19 protein-coding genes are annotated in these 21,373 nt (G+C 60.4%); 13 read left to right on the plus strand and 6 right to left on the minus strand.

Annotation, left to right across the window (positions count from 1 at the left end; translation table 11 throughout):
• The first annotated feature begins 262 nt into the window (after positions 1-262).
• From PVE98_RS17230 to PVE98_RS17240, 3 genes are all read left to right on the plus strand, one after another.
• Entirely contained in the window at positions 263-1,834 is a 1,572-nt protein-coding gene (locus PVE98_RS17230; RefSeq protein ID WP_096072509.1) for an ABC transporter substrate-binding protein, read from the plus strand.
• A gap of 140 nt (positions 1,835-1,974) precedes the next feature.
• Positions 1,975-3,477, plus strand: a complete 1,503-nt coding sequence (locus PVE98_RS17235; RefSeq protein ID WP_096072508.1) for a helicase HerA-like C-terminal domain-containing protein — start codon at positions 1,975-1,977, stop codon at positions 3,475-3,477.
• Between the two features lie 41 nt (positions 3,478-3,518).
• Positions 3,519-4,799, plus strand: coding sequence for a DUF445 domain-containing protein (locus PVE98_RS17240; protein ID WP_096073863.1), 1,281 nt, complete (start codon positions 3,519-3,521; stop codon positions 4,797-4,799).
• An 85-nt stretch (positions 4,800-4,884) separates the two neighbouring features.
• Here the strand turns inward: PVE98_RS17240 and PVE98_RS17245 are convergent, their stop codons facing one another.
• The 3 genes from PVE98_RS17245 to lptF form a co-directional block, all read right to left on the minus strand.
• Positions 4,885-5,073 carry a hypothetical protein gene (locus tag PVE98_RS17245; protein ID WP_127908363.1) on the minus strand — a complete coding sequence of 63 codons (189 nt, stop codon included), beginning with the start codon at positions 5,071-5,073 and terminating at the stop codon, positions 4,885-4,887.
• 200 nt (positions 5,074-5,273) lie between these two features.
• Positions 5,274-6,350 carry an LPS export ABC transporter permease LptG gene (gene lptG / locus PVE98_RS17250; RefSeq protein WP_033749348.1) on the minus strand — a complete coding sequence of 359 codons (1,077 nt, stop codon included), beginning with the start codon at positions 6,348-6,350 and terminating at the stop codon, positions 5,274-5,276.
• The gene (lptF, locus tag PVE98_RS17255; RefSeq protein ID WP_033749346.1) at positions 6,350-7,450 is read right to left on the minus strand and encodes an LPS export ABC transporter permease LptF; all 1,101 of its coding nucleotides are present in this window, start codon (positions 7,448-7,450) and stop codon (positions 6,350-6,352) included. Before lptF ends, lptG begins: the two co-directional genes overlap by 1 nt.
• A gap of 258 nt (positions 7,451-7,708) precedes the next feature.
• Between lptF and pepA the strand changes: the two genes are divergently transcribed.
• The 4 genes from pepA (at position 7,709) to PVE98_RS17275 (ending at position 13,254) form a co-directional block, all read left to right on the plus strand.
• Positions 7,709-9,220 carry a leucyl aminopeptidase gene (gene pepA / locus PVE98_RS17260; RefSeq protein ID WP_096072507.1) on the plus strand — a complete coding sequence of 504 codons (1,512 nt, stop codon included), beginning with the start codon at positions 7,709-7,711 and terminating at the stop codon, positions 9,218-9,220.
• A 135-nt stretch (positions 9,221-9,355) separates the two neighbouring features.
• Positions 9,356-9,814, plus strand: a complete 459-nt coding sequence (locus PVE98_RS17265; protein WP_033749344.1) for a DNA polymerase III subunit chi — start codon at positions 9,356-9,358, stop codon at positions 9,812-9,814.
• 5 nt (positions 9,815-9,819) lie between these two features.
• On the plus strand, positions 9,820-12,675 hold the full coding sequence (locus PVE98_RS17270; RefSeq protein ID WP_096072506.1) for a valine--tRNA ligase: 2,856 nt from the start codon (positions 9,820-9,822) through the stop codon (positions 12,673-12,675).
• Positions 12,676-12,747: 72 nt separating this feature from the next.
• A complete protein-coding gene (locus PVE98_RS17275) occupies positions 12,748-13,254 on the plus strand; it encodes a GNAT family N-acetyltransferase (RefSeq protein WP_096072505.1) in 507 nt (168 codons plus the stop codon).
• 14 nt (positions 13,255-13,268) lie between these two features.
• On the opposite strand, the gene miaE is transcribed toward PVE98_RS17275, so the two are convergent.
• Together miaE and rraB are read right to left on the minus strand one after the other, a co-directional pair.
• Positions 13,269-14,030 (minus strand): tRNA isopentenyl-2-thiomethyl-A-37 hydroxylase MiaE, encoded by a 762-nt coding sequence (gene miaE, locus PVE98_RS17280; protein ID WP_033749339.1) that lies wholly within the window; start codon positions 14,028-14,030, stop codon positions 13,269-13,271.
• 56 nt (positions 14,031-14,086) lie between these two features.
• Entirely contained in the window at positions 14,087-14,515 is a 429-nt protein-coding gene (gene rraB / locus PVE98_RS17285; RefSeq protein WP_048781961.1) for a ribonuclease E inhibitor RraB, read from the minus strand.
• Between the two features lie 163 nt (positions 14,516-14,678).
• Between rraB and argF the strand changes: the two genes are divergently transcribed.
• From argF to nrdG, 6 genes are all read left to right on the plus strand, one after another.
• Positions 14,679-15,686 carry an ornithine carbamoyltransferase gene (argF, locus tag PVE98_RS17290; protein WP_033749336.1) on the plus strand — a complete coding sequence of 336 codons (1,008 nt, stop codon included), beginning with the start codon at positions 14,679-14,681 and terminating at the stop codon, positions 15,684-15,686.
• A 234-nt stretch (positions 15,687-15,920) separates the two neighbouring features.
• Complete coding sequence (gene pyrB / locus PVE98_RS17295) at positions 15,921-16,856, plus strand: aspartate carbamoyltransferase (RefSeq protein WP_096072504.1); 936 nt, start codon at positions 15,921-15,923, stop codon at positions 16,854-16,856.
• A gap of 12 nt (positions 16,857-16,868) precedes the next feature.
• On the plus strand, positions 16,869-17,333 hold the full coding sequence (gene pyrI, locus PVE98_RS17300; RefSeq protein ID WP_033749334.1) for an aspartate carbamoyltransferase regulatory subunit: 465 nt from the start codon (positions 16,869-16,871) through the stop codon (positions 17,331-17,333).
• 82 nt (positions 17,334-17,415) lie between these two features.
• Positions 17,416-17,802 (plus strand): 2-iminobutanoate/2-iminopropanoate deaminase, encoded by a 387-nt coding sequence (gene ridA, locus PVE98_RS17305; protein WP_048781966.1) that lies wholly within the window; start codon positions 17,416-17,418, stop codon positions 17,800-17,802.
• 197 nt (positions 17,803-17,999) lie between these two features.
• Positions 18,000-20,138, plus strand: coding sequence for an anaerobic ribonucleoside-triphosphate reductase (gene nrdD, locus PVE98_RS17310; protein WP_096072503.1), 2,139 nt, complete (start codon positions 18,000-18,002; stop codon positions 20,136-20,138).
• On the plus strand, positions 20,138-20,614 hold the full coding sequence (gene nrdG, locus PVE98_RS17315; RefSeq protein ID WP_187143672.1) for an anaerobic ribonucleoside-triphosphate reductase-activating protein: 477 nt from the start codon (positions 20,138-20,140) through the stop codon (positions 20,612-20,614). The genes nrdD and nrdG overlap by 1 nt, the downstream gene beginning before the upstream one ends.
• Here nrdG and PVE98_RS17320 read toward each other — a convergent pair.
• A complete protein-coding gene (locus PVE98_RS17320) occupies positions 20,611-21,237 on the minus strand; it encodes an NAD-dependent epimerase/dehydratase family protein (RefSeq protein WP_096072501.1) in 627 nt (208 codons plus the stop codon). The two genes, nrdG and PVE98_RS17320, sit on opposite strands and share 4 nt — an antisense overlap.
• Positions 21,238-21,373: the final 136 nt, after the last annotated feature.

Raw genomic sequence — 21,373 nt, forward strand, 5'->3', positions numbered from 1 at the left:
AACTATTCTCATCGGCAACAATATATTCACTTATTTACAGCAGCAATGACATATTGCGGAAAATGTGATCGCTCTTTTATCAAACAGCTATTTTTGGGCGGGCGCTAAATAAATGGATTTCCCTCATCCCCGCCGCGCTAAAACAGTGAAAAGCGCGAAAATAGCAGACGATCTTTTTATGCAAAGCTCATAACAAAGAGGCATTTTGACTCTGGCGCGCCGCGGATATAGTCGGTTTATCAACGACTCAGGATAAACTTCTATGCGACGCATTTTGCTTGTGATATTAAGCGCGCTGGCCTTAGCGCCGATGGCGCACGCCGGGACGCCGAAAGATACGCTGGTTATCGCCGTGCCGCTCGACGGCATTATCAGTTTCGATCCGGCAGAGAGCTTTGAAACGGTCAGCAACAGCAGCCTGCGTAATGTTTACCAGACGCTGGCGGAGCCGAATAAAGACGATCCGCAAAAGCTGTCGCCACTGCTGGCGCGAAGCTGGCAGCAGGGCGAAACGCCCCATAGCCTGATCTTCAACCTCAATCCCGATGCGCGCTTCGTCAGCGGCAATCCGGTGACCGCGCAAGATGTCATCTTCTCGCTGACGCGCGCGGTGAAGCTCAACAAAGCGCCCTCCTTTATTCTCGGCGAGTTCGGCTGGACGCCTGACAATATCGACAGCCAGTTCACGGCGCTCAATGACCACCAGCTGGAGATCCGCTGGCCGGCGCAAATCGGCCAGGATCTGGCGCTGCGTCTGCTCACCGCGCCGGTCAGCTCAGTAGTCGACAGCAAAACCGCGCTGCAGCACGCCAGCAATAACGACACCGGCAACGGCTGGCTGAAGACGCATTCCGCGGGCAGCGGCGCGTTTTCCATCAAACAGTTTGTGCCGCTGCAGGCGCTGGTGCTGGAGGCCAATCCGCACGCCGCGCCGCAGCCGCACCTGAAGCGCGTGCTGCTGAAGGGCGTCGCCGATCCCGGCACCCGTCGCCTGCTGATCCAGCAGGGCGATGTGGATGTCGCCTACCAGCTTGGCCCCGATCAGATCGCCGCGCTGAAGAGCGATGCCAACGTGCGTATCGACGCTTTCCCGTCGAGCCTGGTCTACTACCTCGGCTTCAACACCAAAAACGCGCAGCAGCCGGCGCTCGGCAATCCGGCGCTGTGGCAGGCGGCGCGCTGGCTGGTGGACTACGACAGCCTCGCCAACCAGCTGCTTAAAGGTCAGTACCGCATCCATCAGAGCTTCCTGCCGGACGGCTTTGACGGCGCGCTCAACACCACCCCGTTCCACTACGACGTCAGCAAGGCAAAGGCGATCCTGAAGGATGGCGGCATCGCCCCGGGCACCCATATCGCCCTGACGGTGGTAAATCAGCCGCCCTATATCGACGTGGCGCAGGCGCTGCAGGCGAGCTTCGCGAAGGCGGACGTCAATCTGGATATTCAGCCGGTGGCCGAGTCAGAGCTGTGGAGCAAAATGCGCGCCCGCGATTTCCAGTCCATCTTCGTATACTGGGGCGCGGACTATATCGACCCGAACACCAACGCCAGCGCCTTCGCCTATAACGTGCCGGGCGGCTCGAAAACCCTGGCGTGGCGCGTCGGCTGGGATATCCCTGCGCTGAGCGCCGAGACGCGCAAGGCAGCGGGCGAAAGCGATGCCGCACAGCGTCGCGCCCTCTACACCCATTTACAGACCGAGGTGCAGCAGAATTCGCCGTTCGTCACTATTCTGCAGGGCGCGCAGCAGGTGGCGGTGCGCAAGAATCTCAGCAACGTTAAGCAGGGCATCGGCGTCAGCATGCTGCTGCTGGACGAGGTGCAAAAATAACCCTCGTGGCGCGCGGGCATCGTCCCGCGCGCCAGCCTCAACGGCGCTTATATCGCACAGCCGTTTCAGCGCAATACTCTCTCTTTCCCCCGCCGCGCTTGCTATCCTTCAGACAATGTCCTTTGTCAGAGAGTGAACCTATGACTGCCCCGCTGCTTATTGCCCAGACGCCCGATGTGCAACTCCACCTTCTGCCCGCCATGGCGAATCGCCACGGGCTGATCACCGGCGCGACCGGCACCGGCAAAACCGTGACGCTGCAAAAGCTGGCTGAATCTTTCTCCTCTGTCGGCGTGCCGGTATTTATGGCGGACGTGAAAGGCGACCTGACCGGCATCGCGGCGGAAGGTCAGCAGAGCGAGAAACTGCTGGCGCGGCTGGCGAAGATCGGCGTCACCGACTGGCAGCCGCAGCGCAGTCCGGTGATGCTGTGGGATATCTTCGGCCAACAGGGCCATCCGGTGCGCGCCACCGTCTCCGACCTCGGCCCGCTGCTGCTGGCGCGCCTGCTGAATCTCAACGAGATCCAGAGCGGCGTGCTGCAGATTATCTTCCGCGTCGCCGACGATCAGGGACTGCTGCTGCTCGACTTTAAAGATCTGCGCGCGATGACGCAGTACATCGGCGACAACGCCAAAAGCTTCCAGACGCAGTACGGCAATATTAACAGCGCGTCGGTGGGCGCCATCCAGCGCGGGCTGCTGGCGCTGGAGCAGCAGGGCGCGGAGCACTTCTTCGGCGAGCCGATGCTCAATATCCGCGACTGGATGCGCGTCGACGCCGACGGCAAAGGCTTTATCAATATTCTGGCGGCGGACAAGCTCTACCAGCAGCCGAAGCTCTATGCCACCAGCCTGCTGTGGCTGCTGTCGGAGCTTTATGAACATCTGCCGGAAGCGGGCGATCTGGAGAAGCCGAAGATGGTGTTCTTCTTCGACGAGGCGCATCTGCTGTTCAACGACGCGCCGCCGGTGCTGCTGGAGAAGGTCGAACAGGTAATGCGTCTGATCCGCTCGAAAGGCGTCGGCGTCTGGTTCGTCACCCAGAACCCCGCCGACGTGCCCGAGAGCGTGCTTGGCCAGCTCGGCAACCGCGTGCAGCACGCGCTGCGCGCCTTTACGCCGAAAGATCAGAAGGCGGTGAAGAGCGCCGCCGACACCCTGCGCGCCAACCCGGCGTTCAATACCGTCGAGGCGATTCAGGCGCTGGGCACCGGCGAAGCGCTGATCTCTTTCCTGGATGAAAAAGGCAGCCCGTCGGTGGTTGAGCGCGCAATGGTAATCGCGCCCGGCTCGCGTATGGGGCCGGTCAGCCTTGACGAGCGCAACGGTTTGATCAACCACTCGCCGCTGGCGGGCAAATATGACGAGGAGATCGACCGCGAGTCCGCCTATGAGAAGCTGCATCAGGGCGTGAAAGGCGCCAGCGAGCAGGCTGACGCGCCGCAGGCGAAGGGCAACAAGGTCGAGGTTGACGATGGCATTCTCGGCGGGCTGAAAGAGGTGCTGTTCGGCCATACCGGCCCACGCGGCGGCAAGCATGACGGCATCGTGCAGAGCGTGGCGAAAAGCGCCACGCGGCAGATTGCCAACCAGATTATTCGCGGGGTGCTCGGCAGCCTGCTGGGCGGACGCCGTCGCTAAGGCGGTTTCCGCAGCGGTTTGGCCTCTGCTAAGCTGTGAGCATGGATAAATTACGCGAACTTAAACGGACAAAACGTCTGGCGCTCGGCCTGCTGCTGCTGGCCGCCGCCACCTTTATCACCACCCTTTTTCTGCCGCCTAACTTCTGGGTCAGCGGCGTGAAGGCGATCACTGAAGCGGCGATGGTCGGCGCGCTGGCGGACTGGTTCGCCGTGGTGGCGCTGTTTCGCCGCGTGCCGGTGCCCTTTATCTCGCGCCATACGGCGATTATCCCGCGCAATAAAGATCGCATCGGCGACAACCTTGGCCGCTTCGTGCAGGAGAAGTTTCTTGATACCGACTCGCTGCTGGCGCTGATCCGCCGCCACGATCCGGCGCAGATGCTGGCGCAGTGGCTTAACGCGCCGGGCAATGCCGACCGCGTCGGGCGTCATCTTTTGCAGGTGATGCGCGGCTTCCTCGATCTTACCGACGACGCGCGCATCCAGGCCTTTATGCGCCGCGCGGTGCATCGCGCCATCGACAAGGTCGATCTGTCGCAGACCAGCGCGGTGCTGCTGGAGAGCCTGACCAAAAACAACCGCCATCAGGAGCTGCTCGACGCGGCGATCGATCAGCTGCTGCGCCTGATGCACAAGCCCGCCACGCGCGACTTTATCGCCATGCAGATTGTGCGCTGGCTGAAGCGCGAGCATCCCATTAAGGCCAAAATGCTGCCGACCGACTGGCTGGGCGAGCACAGCGCCGAGCTGGTCGCCAACGCGGTGGACTCGGTGCTCGACGACGTGGCGGCCGATCAGGGCCACGAGCTGCGCCTCGGCTTTAACCGCGCGGTGGATCGGCTGATTGAGAAGCTGAAGCACGATCCCGAGATGGCGGCGCGCGCAGAGGAGATAAAGCGCTGGATCAAAGAGGATGCGTCGCTGAACCGCTATATCGGCGAGCTGTGGAACGACCTGCGCGCCTGGCTGAAAACCGATCTCAACAGCGACGACTCGCGCGTGCAGGAGAAGGTGCGCCAGGCGGCGCTGTGGCTGGGCGAGAACCTGGCGCGCGACGACGCGCTACGCGCCTCGATGAACCGTCATCTGGAGGAGGCCGCGCGCAGCGTCGCGCCGGAGTTCGCCGCCTTCCTGACGCGTCATATCAGCGATACGGTGAAGAGCTGGGACGCGCGCGATATGTCGCAGCAGATCGAGCTGAATATCGGCAAGGACCTGCAGTTTATCCGCATCAACGGCACGCTGGTGGGCGGCACTATCGGGCTGATCCTCTATCTGCTGTCGCAGCTTCCGGCGCTGTTGCCGATGCTGGCGCGTTAAAACCACTCGCGACGACAGACAGAACCCGCTTTTTAAGGCGGGTTCTTTTATTGCGTTGGCTAGCGTGGGTTTCGGCTTCAGAGGGTTAATGGTCGCCGAGGCGATCGAGTTCTTCTTCCGTCAGCCCGGTCGCCTGCAAGATGGTGTCGCGCGGCAGCTGCATTTTCAGCAGGCTGCGCGCGACGTCGAGCTTGCCCTTGAGCTCGCCTTCAAGCATCCCTTCCCGTTTGCCCTTTAGCTCGCCTTCCTGCCTGAGTTGTTCTGCAATCGTCATCAGTGGGACCTCATGTTGCGGCATTCGCTGCGCCAGTTCGCACATTCTTTCATGGCGCTGAAAAAAACCTCCACAGAGCCTGGCATAGCTGAAAAAGCGAGTCATCAGCGATACCGTTAAAGGCTACCGGTTTTCAGCGTGTTATAAGAGAGAGGCCGCAATTTGCGGCCTCTCTTTTGCTTCTGGGTTGATATCTGGGCTTAACGCCGCTTAACCAGCAGGAACAGGCTAATGGCGAAGAAGGCGGCGCTGGGCAGGATGGCCCCCATTATCGGCGGCAGACCGTACACCAGGCTCAGCGGACCAAAGATCTGGTCCAGCACGTAGAACAGAAAGCCGAAGCTGATGCCTGTCACCACGCGCACGCCCATCGACACGCTACGCAGCGGTCCGAAGATAAACGACAGCGCCATCAGCATCATCACCGCCACCGACAGCGGCTGGAAAATCTTGCTCCACATATTGAGCCGATAGCGTCCCGACTCCTGACCGCTCTGCTTCAGGTACTTGCTGTAGTTATAGAGGCCGCGAATCGACAGCGCGTCGGGATCGAGCGCCACCACGCCGAGCTTGTCCGGCGTCAGGTTGGTTTTCCATTCGCCGCTCAGGCTCTGGGAGCCGCTAATCTGCTTCGGATCGTTGAGATCCGACTCATCCACCTGCGCCAGATTCCAGCGCTTGTTCGCCTGGTCCCAGGTGGCGCTGGCGGCGTAGCGCACGCTCTTCAGACGACGGTCGTCACTGAAGTTATAGATGCTGACGCCGTCGAGCTGGTTATCGCCGCGCACGCGTTCGATATAGATAAAGTTATTGCCGTCCTTCGCCCACAGGCCGTTCTGCGTCGATACCAGCGCGCCGCCGTAGAGCTGAGTCGCGCGGTAGTTACGCGCCATCTGCTCGCCCGCCGGGGCGAGAAACTCGCCGATCGCCATGGTCAGCAGCACCAGCGGGATAGCGGTTTTCATCACCGACAGCGCCACCTGCATGCGGGTAAAGCCCGCTGCCTGCATTACCACCAGCTCGCTGCGCTGCGCCAGCGTGCCCAGTCCCAGCAGCGCGCCAAGCAGCGCCGCCATCGGGAAGAAGATCTCAATATCCTTCGGCACGCTGAGCAGCGTGTAGTAACCGGCGGCGAGCGCGGTATAGGCGCCCTGCCCGGTCTTACGCAGCTGATCGACGAACTTGATGATGCCGGAGAGCGACACCAGCATGAACAGCGTCAGCATGATGGTATTGAAAATGGTTTTACCGATATAACGGTCGAGAACGCGAAACATCAGACGGAACCTCCGCGGCTGAAGCGGGCGCGCACGCGGCGCATCGGCACCGTATCCCACAGGTTAAGGGCTACCGCCAGCAGCAGATAGCTGATATTCACCACCCACATCCAGATCGCCGGATCGAGCCGCCCTTTCGCCGCATTCGACTTCAGCGAGCTCTGCAGCAGGAAGAAGATCAGATAGAGCAGCATCGCGGGCAGCATCGACAACACGCGTCCCTGACGCGGGTTGACCACGCTGAGCGGCACTACCATCAGCGCCATCACCAGCACCGAGAAGATCAGCGTAAAGCGCCAGTGCAGCTCGGAGCGGAACGCCGGCGTGTCGTTGCTGAGCAGCGTGGTGAGATCGGACTGCTCGGCGTCGTTCGGATCGAGCGTCGCCTCTTTATAGCCGACTCGCGCCTGGTAGTTGGTGAAGTCGGTAATACGGAAGTCGCGCAGCATCGCCGTGCCTTCGAAGCGGGTGCCTTTATCCAGCGTCACCACCTGCGAGCCGTCTTTGTGCTGCTCCATATGGCCGCTGTCCGCCAGCACCACCGACGGCCGCGCGTTGCCCTTGGCGCGCAGCTGCGCCAGGAAGACGTTGCCGAACTGGTTGCCCTTGACGTTTTCGATAAACAGCACCGAACTGCCGTCGCTGGAGCTCTGGAACTGGCCGGCCGCGAGCGCCGCCGCGCCAGGGTTGGCTTTGGCGTTTTGCGTCACCTCGTCCTGATAGCGCGAGGACCAGGGACCGAGCCAGATAACGTTGACCGCCGCCACGACGGAGGTGAGCAGCATCAGCACCATCGCCGCCTTCACCAGCACGCTTTTGCCTAATCCGCAGGCGTGCATCACGGTGATTTCGCTGTCGGTATAGAGCTTGCCCAGCGTCATCAGGATCGCCAGAAACAGGCTTAACGGCAGAATAAGTTGTGCCATTTCAGGCACGCCAAGCCCTAACAGAGTCAGAACGAGATTTGTTGGGATTTCGCCGTCCACCGCAGCCCCTAAAATCCGCACTAACTTCTGACAAAAGAAGATAAGCAGCAGGATGAAAAGGATAGCCAGCTGGCTTTTGAGCGTTTCCCGAACCAGATATCTAATGATGATCACGCTTAGTACGCCTGTGATAACTTGTCTTTTTGCAGGAAAATCGCTAGTTTCAACGCTTATTAGCCATTTTTCTTCATCAATGGCCTGCGTCGCAGCTAAAATGGTATGACAAATGCGTCAGGGTGGTGAAAATTAACGCATTGCCACACTAAACGTAGTTCGAACGCTGATTACCAACAAAATTTTTTACCTCTGTGGTATCAAGCGGACCATTCTAGCGACAGCCGCGGCCGTTGTCTTTAAGATTCAGGAGAGTGCATGGAGTTCAGTGTAAAAAGCGGAAGCCCGGAAAAACAGCGCAGCGCCTGCATTGTTGTCGGTGTTTTCGAGCCGCGTCGTCTGTCGCCGATCGCCGAGCAGTTAGACAAAATCAGCGATGGCTACATCAGCGCCCTGCTGCGCCGCGGCGAGCTGGAAGGCAAAGTGGGCCAGACCCTGCTGCTGCATCATGTACCTAATATTCTTTCCGAGCGCATTCTGCTGATTGGCTGCGGCAAAGAGCGTGAGTTGGACGAGCGCCAGTATAAGCAGGTGATCCAGAAAACCATTAATACCCTGAACGACACCGGTTCGATGGAAGCGGTCTGCTTTCTCACCGAGCTGCATGTAAAAAGCCGCAATACCTACTGGAAAGTGCGTCAGGCGGTCGAAACCTCCAAAGAAGCGCTTTATAACTTCGACCAGCTGAAAAGCAATAAAACCGAACCGCGCCGTCCGCTGCGCAAACTGGTGTTCAACGTGCCGACGCGCCGCGAACTCACCAGCGGCGAGCGCGCTATCCAGCACGGTCTGGCGGTCGCCGCCGGCGTGAAGGCGGCGAAAGATCTCGGCAATATGCCGCCCAACATCTGCAACGCCGCCTATCTCGCCTCGCAGGCGCGCCAGCTGGCGGACGCCTACAGCAAAAACGTCACCACGCGCGTCATCGGCGAACAGCAGATGAAAGAGCTGGGCATGAACGCCTATCTCGCGGTGGGCGCAGGCTCGCAGAACGAGTCGCTGATGTCGGTCATCGAGTACAAAGGCAACCCGGATGCGGACGCGCGCCCTATCGTGCTGGTGGGCAAAGGGCTGACCTTCGACTCCGGCGGCATCTCCATCAAGCCCGCGGAATCGATGGACGAGATGAAGTACGACATGTGCGGCGCGGCGTCGGTCTACGGCGTGATGCGCATGGTGGCCGAGCTGAACCTGCCGCTTAACGTGGTCGGCGTGCTGGCGGGTTGTGAAAACATGCCGGACGGCCGCGCCATGCGTCCGGGCGACGTGCTGACCACCATGTCCGGCCAGACGGTAGAAGTGCTGAATACCGATGCGGAAGGCCGCCTGGTGCTGTGCGACGCGCTGACCTACGTAGAGCGCTTCGATCCGGAAGTGGTGATCGACGTGGCGACCCTGACCGGCGCCTGCGTTATCGCGCTCGGCCATCACGTCAGCGGCCTGCTGTCGAACCACAATCCGCTGGCGCACGAGCTGATCGGCGCGTCAGAACAGTCCGGCGACCGCGCCTGGCGCCTGCCGATGGCGGACGAATATCAGGAGCAGCTGGAATCGAACTTCGCCGATATGGCGAATATCGGCGGCCGTCCCGGCGGCGCGATTACCGCCGCCTGCTTCCTGGCGCGCTTTGCGCGTAAATATAACTGGGCGCACCTGGATATCGCCGGCACTGCCTGGCGCTCCGGCAAAGCCAAAGGCGCAACCGGTCGTCCGGTGCCGATGCTGTCGCAGTTCCTGCTGAACCGCGCCGGACTGAACGGCGACGACTAAGTCCCGCTGCGCGCCGCTCTCAGGGGCGGCGCGCATTGATTTATACCACCGCAGACGCCATATCCATCTCATCGGGAAGTGCTACCGCGCGCCTTAGCTGGTAACATCGACACCTCTCACCCACAAGGCATTTCCATGAAAAACGCAACCTTCTACGTAATGGAAACGGACTCGCCCAGCGAAGAGCTGAGCGCCATCGAGGCGCTGGTGTGCGATCTGGCGGAAACGCGCTGGCGGGCGGGCAAACGCATTTTGATCGCCTGTGAAGACGAACAGCAGGCCATTCGCCTCGACGAGGCGCTGTGGCAGCGCCCGGCCAACGCCTTCGTGCCGCACAACCTGGCGGGCGAAGGTCCGCGCTACGGCGCGCCGGTCGAGCTCGCCTGGCCGCAGCGTCGCGGCAGCTCGCCGCGCGATCTGCTGATCAGCCTGCTGCCGCAGTTTGCAGATTTTGCTACTGCTTTCCATGAAGTGATAGACTTCGTACCCTACGAAGAGTCTCAGAAACAGCTGGCGCGCGACCGCTATAAAGCGTACCGCAGCGTTGGTTTCCAATTGAATACGGCCACGCCGCCGCAGCCGCAAACGACATAGCAGAAATGGAAAAAACATATAACCCGCAAGACATCGAGCAGCCGCTTTACGAGCACTGGGAAGAGCAAGGCTATTTCAAGCCTAACGGCGATACCAGCCAGGAAAGCTTCTGCATAATGATCCCGCCGCCGAACGTCACCGGCAGCCTGCACATGGGTCACGCTTTCCAGCAGACCATCATGGACACCATGATCCGCTACCAGCGCATGCAGGGGAAAAACACGCTGTGGCAGGTCGGCACCGACCATGCGGGCATCGCCACCCAGATGGTTGTAGAGCGCAAGATCGCCGCCGAAGAGGGCAAAACGCGCCAGGACTACGGCCGCGACGCCTTTATCGAGAAGATCTGGCAGTGGAAGGCGGAATCGGGCGGCACCATTACCCGCCAGATGCGCCGCCTCGGCAACTCCGTGGACTGGGAGCGCGAGCGCTTCACCATGGACGACGGCCTCTCCAATGCGGTGAAAGAGGTGTTTGTTCGCCTGCATAAAGAGAATCTGATCTATCGCGGCAAACGCCTGGTGAACTGGGATCCGAAACTGCGCACCGCGATTTCCGATCTGGAAGTGGAAAACCGCGAGAGCAAAGGCTCGATGTGGCACATCCGCTATCCGCTGGCGGACGGCGTGAAAACCGCCGAAGGCAAAGATTATCTGGTGGTCGCCACCACGCGTCCAGAAACCCTGCTGGGCGATACCGGCGTGGCGGTCAACCCGGAAGACCCGCGCTACAAAGATCTGATCGGCAAAGAGGTGCTCCTGCCGCTGGTGAACCGTCGCATTCCCATCGTGGGCGACGAGCACGCGGATATGGAGAAAGGCACTGGCTGCGTAAAAATCACGCCGGCGCACGACTTCAACGACTATGAAGTCGGTCGTCGCCACAAGCTGCCGATGATCAATATCCTGACCTTCGACGGCGATATCCGCGAGCGCGCCCAGGTGTACGACACCAACGGCGAAGTGAGCGACGCCTGCTCGGACGAGATCCCGGCGGCGTTCCAAAAGATGGAGCGCTTCGCCGCGCGTAAGGCGATTGTCGCCGCCGTGGACGAACTGGGCCTGCTGGACGAGATCAAACCGCACGACCTGACCGTGCCTTACGGCGATCGCGGCGGCGTGGTGATCGAGCCGATGCTGACCGACCAGTGGTACGTGCGTACCGCGCCGCTGGCGAAAGTCGCGGTCGAGGCGGTCGAGAACGGCGATATCCAGTTCGTGCCGAAGCAGTATGAAAACATGTACTTCTCCTGGATGCGCGATATTCAGGACTGGTGTATTTCGCGCCAGCTCTGGTGGGGCCACCGCATTCCGGCCTGGTACGACAACGACGGCAACGTCTATGTTGGCCGCAGCGAAGAGGAAGTGCGCAGCGAAAACAACCTGGGCGCGGACGTGGCACTGCGTCAGGACGAAGACGTGCTCGACACCTGGTTCTCCTCTGGCCTCTGGACCTTCTCGACCCTCGGCTGGCCGGAGAACACCGACGCGCTGCGTCAATTCCACCCGACCAGCGTGCTGGTAAGCGGCTTCGACATTATCTTCTTCTGGATCGCCCGCATGATCATGCTGACCATGCACTTCCTCAAAGATGAAGACGGCAAGCCGCAGGTGCCGTTCAAGACCGTCTATATGACCGGTCTGATCCGCGACGAAGAAGGCCAGAAGATGTCGAAATCTAAAGGCAACGTTATCGATCCGCTGGATATGGTCGACGGCATCTCGCTGGAAGATCTGCTGGAAAAACGTACCGGCAACATGATGCAGCCGCAGCTGGCGGAGAAGATCCGCAAGCGCACCGAGAAGCAGTTCCCGGACGGCATCGAGCCATCAGGCACCGACGCGCTGCGCTTTACCCTGGCGGCGCTCGCCTCGACCGGCCGCGACATCAACTGGGATATGAAGCGTCTTGAAGGCTACCGCAACTTCTGCAACAAGCTGTGGAACGCCAGCCGTTTCGTGCTGATGAACACCGAAGATCAGGATTGCGGTCAGAACGGCGGCGAGATGACGCTGTCGCTGGCAGATCGTTGGATCCTCGCCGAGTTCAATAACACGGTGAAAGCGTACCGCGAGGCGCTGGACAGCTATCGTTTCGATATCGCCGCGAATATTCTCTATGACTTCACCTGGAACCAGTTCTGCGACTGGTACCTGGAGCTGACTAAGCCGGTAATGAACAACGGCAGCGAAGCGGAGCTGCGCGGCACGCGCAATACGCTGGTGACGGTGCTGGAAGCGCTGCTGCGCCTTGCCCATCCGATCATTCCGTTTATCACCGAGACCATCTGGCAGCGTGTGAAGGTGCTGAAGAACATCAGCGACGACACCATTATGCTGCAGCCTTTCCCGCAGTACGACGCGGCGAAAGTGGATGCGGAAGCGATGGCGGATATCGAGTGGATGAAGCAGGCGATCGTCGCGGTGCGTAATATCCGCGCCGAAATGAATATCGCCCTGAGCAAGCCGCTCGACGTGCTGCTGCGCGACTGTTCTCCTGCGGCGCTGCGCCGTGTGGAAGCGAACCGCACTTTCCTGTCGCGCCTGGCGCGTCTGGAGAGCCTGACCATCCTGCCGGCGGGCGAGAAAGGGCCGGTGTCCGTGACGAAAATCGTCGAAGGCGCCGAGCTGCTGATCCCGATGGCGGGCCTGGTAGACAAGGCGGCGGAGCTGGATCGTCTGGCGAAAGAGCTGGGCAAGCTCGACGTCGAAATCGAGAAGATTCAGGTCAAGCTGGCGAACGAAGGCTTTGTTTCGCGCGCGCCGGAAGCGGTAGTAGCGAAAGAGCGCGAGCGCGTTGCCGAGCTGGAGCAGTCGAAAGCGAAACTGATTGAACAGCAGGCAGTGATTGCGGCATTGTAAGCATTTGAGTCTGACAGCGTAAAAAAACGAAGCCGGGCTTGCCCGGCTTTATTATTTTAATCGGAAAAGATTATGACGACTTCAGCACTGCAGCTGGCGCTTAAGCTGCGCCCTATCAGCGCCGCCGACAATCCCCATATCGCCCAGGTTATCCGCACCGTCTCAGCAGAGTTCGGCCTGACCGCCGACAAAGGCTATACCGTGGCCGATCCGCAGCTCGACAGCCTGTATGAACTTTACAGCGCCGAGCACAGCGCCTACTGGATTGTGGAGCACCAGGGGAAAGTCGCAGGCGGAGGCGGCATCGCCCCGCTCGCCTGCAGTGCGCCTGATATCTGCGAGCTGCAGAAAATGTATTTCCTGCCGGAGGTACGCGGCTTCGGCGTGGCGCGCGAGCTGGCGCTGCGCGCGATGGAGCATGCGCGCCAGCGCGGCTTCCGCCGCTGCTATCTGGAAACCACAGGCACTCTGACGCGCGCCATTAAACTCTACGAGTCGCTGGGCTTTGAACGCATCGACGAGGTGCTCGGCTGTACCGGCCACGGCGACTGCGAATACAGAATGCTGAAGACGCTATAAGCGCGCCTTCCCGGTCAGAAGGCCGGCACGCCGCTGTGAAAGCGCAGCTCCGCGTCCGGCTCGCTAATCAGCTTCGCCTCCGCTTCACCAATCGCCCGCACGCGCGGCGCGATATCCTTCGGCGAGATCTGCGCCGCCAGGGCTAAATAGTCCTGATAGTGGCGCGCTTCCGAACGCAGCAGCGAGATATAGAACTTCTCCAGCTCCGCATCCAGCCAGGGCGCCAGGCTGGCGAAGCGTTCGCAGGATCGCGCTTCGATATAGGCGCCGCAGATCAGCTTGTCCACCAGCGTATCGGGCTCGTGCGTGGTGATCTCCCGCAGCAGCCCTTTGGCATAGCGGCTGGAGGTGATCTTTTTATAGGGCAAGCCGCGCGCCTGCATAATCTCCCATACCTGATAAAAGTGGTGCAGCTCCTCTTTAATCAGCAGCACCATCTTCTCCACCAGATCGTCCGCCCAGGGCAGCTCGTTGCGCACAATGATGCTTTTAGAAAGGCTTTTATGCGCCTGAATAAACTGGCTGTCGGGGTGCTCGCGGAAAATAAAATCTTCGTAGGGCTTCAGCCAGGCGAGGATCGCCTCGCCGCTCGGCTTGTCGGCGACATACTTACGGATCAGCCAGGTGGCGGTCTGCGCCGCTTTCAGTTCGCAAACCAGATGGTCGGTCAGCAGCAGCGTCAGGTTTTCCGGTTTGCGCGCCTCGTCAATCCAGGCTTGCGGCGTGCGGCAGTGTAGAAACTGATAGATAGGCTCAAGCAGCGGTGCGTAGTTCATGTCTGTTCAAAAGGCAGGAAACGGAAAGGCGGAGCGCGCGGCTCCGCCAGGGGAAATCAGTGGCGGACGCCGGTATCTTCGTCGCCGTCGATAATGTCGCCATCTTCGTCGTCATCTTCATCTTCGGCGTCGGGATCTTCGAAGTAGGTGCCCCAGCCGTCGTAGTCGACGTTGTATTTGCCCACCAGATTGACCAGCTGCTCAACCTGCGCGTCGATCAGCTCAGGCTTCAGCGCCGACTCGCTGAGGATATCGACGCACATCACCGTGGTGCCGTCCTCCAGCTCCAGCTCTTCTGGCTCGGTCACTTCATAACCCAGCTTAAACGCGTCGACGGCCGCTTTTTCCAGCGAGTCGAAGTTGTTGCAGGAGAGATGATGTTCAATGGTATAGAGCGCATCCGGATCGCTGCCGTCTTCCAGCAGCTCATCAATGATCAGGCGTGTCTCTTCACGCTGCTCTTCCAGCAATGCTTCATATGCCATGGCGAATTCCCCTCAGTGTTCGGCAATAAACAAGTATTTTCCCACACTGCCCGGCGCGCCACTACTCAAAACGGAAAGTTTCTTTACGCTGGGGTTGAAAATGAATATTCATACGTTTAGATTGAATTTTCATTCAATCAGAATGGACGCACTGGAGCCCGTTATGAGTCACCTTTTTCAACGCCACTTCCTTCGGCTGCTCGATTTTAGCCCGGCCGATATCACCTCCCTGCTCGACCTCGCCGCTGAATTAAAACGCGCTAAAAAAAACGGTAGCGAAACCCAGCGCCTGAAGGGCAAAAACATCGCGCTCATCTTCGAAAAAGACTCGACCCGCACCCGATGCTCTTTCGAAGTTGCCGCATACGATCAGGGCGCTAATGTCACTTATCTCGGCCCGAGCGGCAGCCAGATCGGCCATAAAGAGTCGATGAAAGATACCGCCCGCGTGCTGGGCCGCATGTATGACGGCATCCAGTACCGCGGCTACGGCCAGGCGCTGGTAGAGACGCTGGCGGAATTCGCCGGCGTGCCGGTGTGGAACGGCCTCACAACCGAGTTCCACCCTACCCAGCTGCTGGCGGATCTGCTCACCATGCAGGAGCATCTGCCGGGCAAGGCGCTGAGCGAGATGACGCTGGTCTACGTCGGCGACGCCCGCAACAACATGGGCAACAGCATGCTGGAAGCGGCAGCGGTGACCGGCCTGGATTTGCGTCTGGTCGCGCCGAAAGGCTGCTGGCCGGAAGCCGATCTGGTCGAAACCTGCCGCCAGGCGGCGCAGCAAACCGGCGGCAGCATCACCCTGACCGAGGATATCGCCGCAGGCGTCAAGGGCGCGGACTTTATCTATACCGACGTCTGGGTGTCGATGGGCGAAGCGAAAGCGGTATGGGAAGAGCGCATTGCGCTGCTGCGCGACTATCAGGTCAATCAGGCGATGCTGCAGCTGACCGGCAACCCGCAGGTGAAGTTTCTGCACTGTCTGCCGGCGTTTCATGACGATCAGACCACGCTGGGGCGTCAGATGGCCGAGCAGTACGGTCTGCACGGCGGCATGGAGGTGAGCAACGAAGTTTTCGAATCGGAGCACAGCATCGTATTCGACCAGGCGGAGAACCGTATGCACACCATTAAAGCGGTCATGGTGGCGACGCTGAGCCAGGCGTAGCCGCTCAGCCAGCCGATCCGCAAACGTTTCCCTTGATGCAAAACGCCGGACGGGTATAATGCGCCCCAATTTGCCGGAGGAAGCATGCAACAGCGCAGCGCAAACATTCACGCGACATCACGCCTGAACGCAGGCGGCGCCCCTGTTTTTTCCGTCATCAACCCGATCGTAAAAAAAGCCCCTTAAGCAGGGGCTTTTTTTTGTCCGCAATTCGGCAGCTCAGAGAGGCGAACTATGGCTAACCCGTTATATCGCAAACATATTATTTCTATTAACGATCTCAGCCGCGATGAACTAGAGCTGGTGCTGCATACCGCTGCGCGGCTGAAAGCCAACCCGCAGCCGGAACTGCTGAAGCACAAGGTCATCGCCAGCTGCTTTTTTGAAGCCTCGACGCGCACGCGCCTGTCGTTTGAAACGGCGATGCACCGGCTGGGCGCGTCGGTGGTGGGCTTCGCCGACGGCAGCAACACCTCGCTCGGCAAAAAGGGCGAAACTCTGGCGGATACCATTTCCGTTATCGGCACCTACGTCGACGCCATCGTGATGCGTCATCCGCAAGAGGGCGCGGCGCGGCTCGCCACGGAATTTTCCGGCGGCGTGCCGATCCTCAACGCCGGGGACGGCGCCAATCAGCATCCGACCCAGACACTGCTGGATCTCTTTACCATTCTTGAGACGCAGAGCCGCCTGGACAAACTGAGCATCGCCATGGTAGGCGACCTGAAATATGGCCGCACGGTGCACTCCCTGACGCAGGCGCTGGCGAAGTTCGACGGCAACCGCTTCTACTTTATCGCACCCGACGCGCTGGCGATGCCGGCCTATATCACCGATACGCTGGACGAGCGCGGCATTGTCTGGTCGCGCCACGACAGCATCGAAGCGGTGATCCCGCACGCCGATATTCTCTATATGACCCGCGTGCAGAAAGAGCGCCTCGACCCGTCGGAATACGCTAACGTCAAGGCGCAGTTTATTCTGCGCGCGGCGGATCTGGCCGGCGCGCGCGACAATATGAAAGTGCTGCATCCGCTTCCGCGCGTTGACGAGATCGCCACCGACGTGGATAAAACGCCCTACGCCTGGTATTTCCAGCAGGCGGGCAACGGCATCTTCGCGCGTCAGGCTCTGCTGGCGCTGGTACTCAACAGCGAACAGGATCTGTAAGGAGCAATCGCCATGACTCACGACAACAAACTGCAGGTAGAAGCGATCAAGCGCGGCACGGTCATCGACCATATTCCGGCGCAGGTCGGGTTTAAGCTGCTCTCGCTGTTTCGCCTCACCGAAACCGACCAGCGCATCACCATCGGCCTTAACCTGCCTTCGGGCGAGCTGGGGCGCAAAGATCTGATCAAGATTGAGAACACCTTTCTTACCGAGGATCAGATCAATCAGCTGGCGGTCTATGCGCCGCACGCCACGGTCAACCGCATCGACGACTATGAAGTGGTTGCGAAAATCGCGCCGACGCTGCCGGAGCGTATTGAGCGCGTGCTGACCTGTCCCAACGGCAACTGCATCAGCCGCAGCGAGCCGGTCTTCTCCAGCTTTGCGGTGAAAAAGCGCGATGCCGAGGTGCTGCTGACCTGCAAATATTGCGAGAAAGCCTTTGCGCACCACGTGGTGCTCGGTCACTGGTAATCGCCCTGCTCGTCCCTATAATGGGGCGATGTTTCTCGCCAGCGGCGGCTTGCCGCCGCTGCGTCACTCTTAAGGAGCAAGTATGTCTCGCGAAATCAGTACGGAAAAAGCGCCAGCGGCGATCGGTCCCTATGTGCAGGGCGTGGATCTGGGCAATATGATCATCACCTCCGGCCAGATCCCGGTAGATCCGGCGACCGGCACGGTGCCAGACGCGATCGACGCCCAGGCGCGTCAGTCGCTGGAAAATGTGAAAGCGATCGTTGAAGCGGCTGGCCTGCAGGTTGGCGACATCGTGAAAACCACGGTGTTCGTCAAAGACCTTAACGACTTCGCCACCGTCAACGCCACCTACGAAGCCTTCTTCGCCGAGCATAACGCCAGCTTCCCGGCGCGCTCCTGCGTGGAAGTGGCGCGTCTGCCGAAAGATGTGAAGATCGAGATCGAAGCGATCGCCCTGCGCCGCTAAGGATCCGCTGCGCGCTGCGCCCGCAGCGCGCATCTCGTGCCCCGCTGATTAGCCCTCCATTTTCTCTTCTGCCTGGCTTTGCGCCACGACCCAATCTTCTTTGTTTCAGGTCAAAACTGCGGCGATTATATTCTCCTGATATCCATATATAGTGGCTAGAATCTTCGGCAGCACAACATGTAGCGGATGGAGAGAGCATGGCAAAGGTAGTGGTGAAGCGCGACGGCTGTCGCTCAGAGTTTGACGCAGCAAGAATCGAGGCGGCGGTGGCCGCTGCGGCGCGCGCGGCGCAGGTCGACGACGCGCCCTGGTGCGCAACGGTGGCTCAGCGCGTCAGCGAGAAGCTGGCCGATAGCGCCGAAGTGGATATCCGCGATATTCAGTTCGCGGTTGAAGAGACGCTGATGTGCGGCCCTTATCCGCAGCTGGCGCGCGCCTATATTGAATATCGTCACGATCGCGACGTGGCGCGCGAGCAGCGCGGCAAGCTGCACCACGCCATTCGCGGCCTGGTCGATCAGACCAACGCCGCGCTGCTGAACGAAAACGCCAATAAAGACAGCAAGGTGATCCCGACGCAGCGCGACCTGCTGGCGGGCATCGTCGCGAAACACTATGCGCAGCAGCAGCTGTTGCCGCGCGACGTGGTGCAGGCGCACGAGCGCGGCGAGATCCACTATCACGATCTCGACTACTCCCCGTTCTTCCCCATGTTCAACTGTATGCTGATCGATCTGAAAGGCATGCTCACCAACGGCTTCAAGATGGGCAACGCCGAGATCGAACCGCCGAAATCTATAGCCACCGCCACGGCGGTCACCGCGCAAATTATCGCGCAGGTCGCCAGCCATATTTACGGCGGCACCACCATTAACCGTATCGACGAGGTGCTGGCGCCCTTTGTGCAGCTCAGCATGGAAAAGCATCGCGCTATCGCCGCCGAATGGCAGATTGCCGACGTCGAGGCCTACGCGCGGGCGCGCACCGAGAAAGAGTGCTACGACGCCTTTCAGTCGCTGGAGTACGAGGTCAACACGCTGCACACCGCCAACGGCCAGACGCCGTTCGTCACCTTCGGCTTCGGGCTCGGCACCAGCTGGGCGGCACGGCTTATCCAGCAGTCGATCCTGCGCAACCGCATCGCCGGGCTGGGCAAAAACCATAAGACCGCCGTCTTTCCCAAGCTGGTCTTCGCGATTCGCGAAGGGCTCAATCGCCGTCCGGGCGATATCAACTACGATATCAAACAGCTGGCGCTGGAGTGCGCCAGCAAGCGCATGTATCCCGATATTCTTAACTACGACCAGGTAGTAAAAGTCACCGGCTCTTTTAAAACACCGATGGGCTGCCGCAGCTTTCTCGGCGTCTATGAGGAAAACGGCGTCGAAATTCACGACGGCCGCAACAATCTGGGGGTCATCAGCCTCAATCTGCCGCGCATCGCGCTGGAGGCGCAGGGCGACGAGGCGCGCTTCTGGACGCTGCTCGACAAGCGGCTGGCGCTGGCGAAGCGCGCGCTGATGACGCGAATCGCCCGCCTGGAAAAAACCAAAGCGCGCGTGGCGCCGATCCTCTACATGGAGGGCGCCTGCGGCGTGCGGCTTAACGCCGATGACGAAGTGGGGCCGATTTTCCGCAACGGGCGCGCCTCGCTGTCGCTGGGCTATATCGGCCTGCATGAAACCCTGAACGCGCTGAGCGGCGGCGCGCGCCATCCCTATGACGATCCCGCGCTGCGCGCCAAAGGGATCGAGATTGTCTCGCGCCTGCGCGCCGCGACCGACGCCTGGAAAGCGGAAACCGGCTACGGCTTCAGCCTCTACAGCACGCCGAGCGAAAACCTCTGCGACCGCTTCTGCCGCCTCGATGCCGCGGAGTTCGGCGTGGTGCCGGGCGTCACCGATAAAGGCTACTACACCAACAGCTTTCACCTCGACGTCGAGAAGAAGGTCAACCCTTACGACAAGATCGACTTTGAAGCGCCCTATCCGCCGCTGGCGAACGGCGGCTTCATCTGTTACGGCGAATACCCCAACGTGCAGCATAATCTCAAGGCGCTCGAGGATGTATGGGATTACAGCTACGATCGCGTGCCCTATTACGGCACCAATACGCCGATCGACGAATGCTATGAGTGCGGCTTTACCGGCGAGTTCAGCTGCACCAGCCGCGGCTTTACCTGCCCGAACTGCGGCAATCACGATCCGGCGCGCGTGTCGGTAACGCGCCGCGTCTGCGGCTATCTCGGCAGCCCCGACGCACGCCCGTTCAACGCCGGCAAGCAGGAAGAGGTGCAGCGACGCGTTAAACATCTGGAGAGCGGACCGCTGGGATGATGCATTTTCATCGCTACTATGATGTCGATATCGTTAACGGCCCCGGCACGCGCTGCACGCTGTTCGTGGCCGGATGCGAGCATCAGTGCCGCGGCTGCTATAACCAGAGCACCTGGCGGCTCGACTCCGGCACGCCTTTCACCCTTGAACACGAGGAGCGCCTGATCGCCGATCTGCAGGACAGGCGTATCCGGCGTCAGGGCCTGTCGCTGAGCGGCGGCGATCCGCTGCATCCGCACAACGTGCCGCATATCCGTCGGCTGGTGAAACGCGTGCGCGCCGAGTGTCCCGGCAAAGATATCTGGCTCTGGACCGGCTATCAGCGCGCCGAGCTAAGCTGCGCCCAGCGCGAGGTGCTGAGTTATATCGACGTGCTGATTGACGGGCGCTTCGTCGAGCCGGAAAAAGATGCGACGCTGCTGTGGCGCGGCAGCCGCAATCAGATTATCTGGGATCTGAGCAAAGAGCGCGGCTAACGCGGGATTTGCCCCGACTCGATAATCTCGACGCTATCACCGGCTGGCTGAAAGGCGCAGGCGTGCATGCATTTTGCCACCGCCAGCGCAGAGACCGAACGCCAGTTGCCGGGCAGCACGCTGAACAGCGGCGCCATCAGGCTTTCGCCGGGACGTTTGCGCGTGCGCTCGCCCAGCAGCAGCGAAGGCCGCACCAGCGTCAGACGCGGCCAGCCCTGATGACGCAGCGCCGTCTCCATCTCGCCTTTTACCCGGTTATAGAAAAAGGGCGAATGGCGGTTCGCGCCGTGTGCGCTGACCGCCACCATCTGCTTCGCACCCAGCCGCAGCCCGTTCAGTCCGGTATCCACCACCAGCGTATAGTCGACGTGCAGGAACGCCGCTTTACTGCCCGCCTCTTTGCGCGTGGTGCCGAGACAGCAAAATACGCTGTCGATAGCGACGCTGAGCGGGCGCAGCACGTCGGTCAGGTCCGCCTCTACCAGATTGACCACCTTATTCATCGGCGGCAGCGGGCGACGCGTCGGCGCGATGATTTCGTCGACGCGCGCATCCGCCACCAGCAAGCGCAGCAGATGCGCGCCCACCAGGCCTGTCGCGCCGGTTACCAATACACGATGCATCTCGTCTCCCGCTAAGCTGTTGCCATTACTCTGAAATATAGTCAGCTTTCGCCGCCCGGCTTGCATTTTCAGCACAAACAACCAGGCTTAACCTGTTCACCAGGAGAGCGCATCGTGCGCAAACCATCATGAGGAG

It is taken from the genome of Pantoea sp. GABEPS69 (assembly GCF_045780835.1).
Lineage (GTDB): Bacteria > Pseudomonadota > Gammaproteobacteria > Enterobacterales > Enterobacteriaceae > Pantoea > Pantoea septica.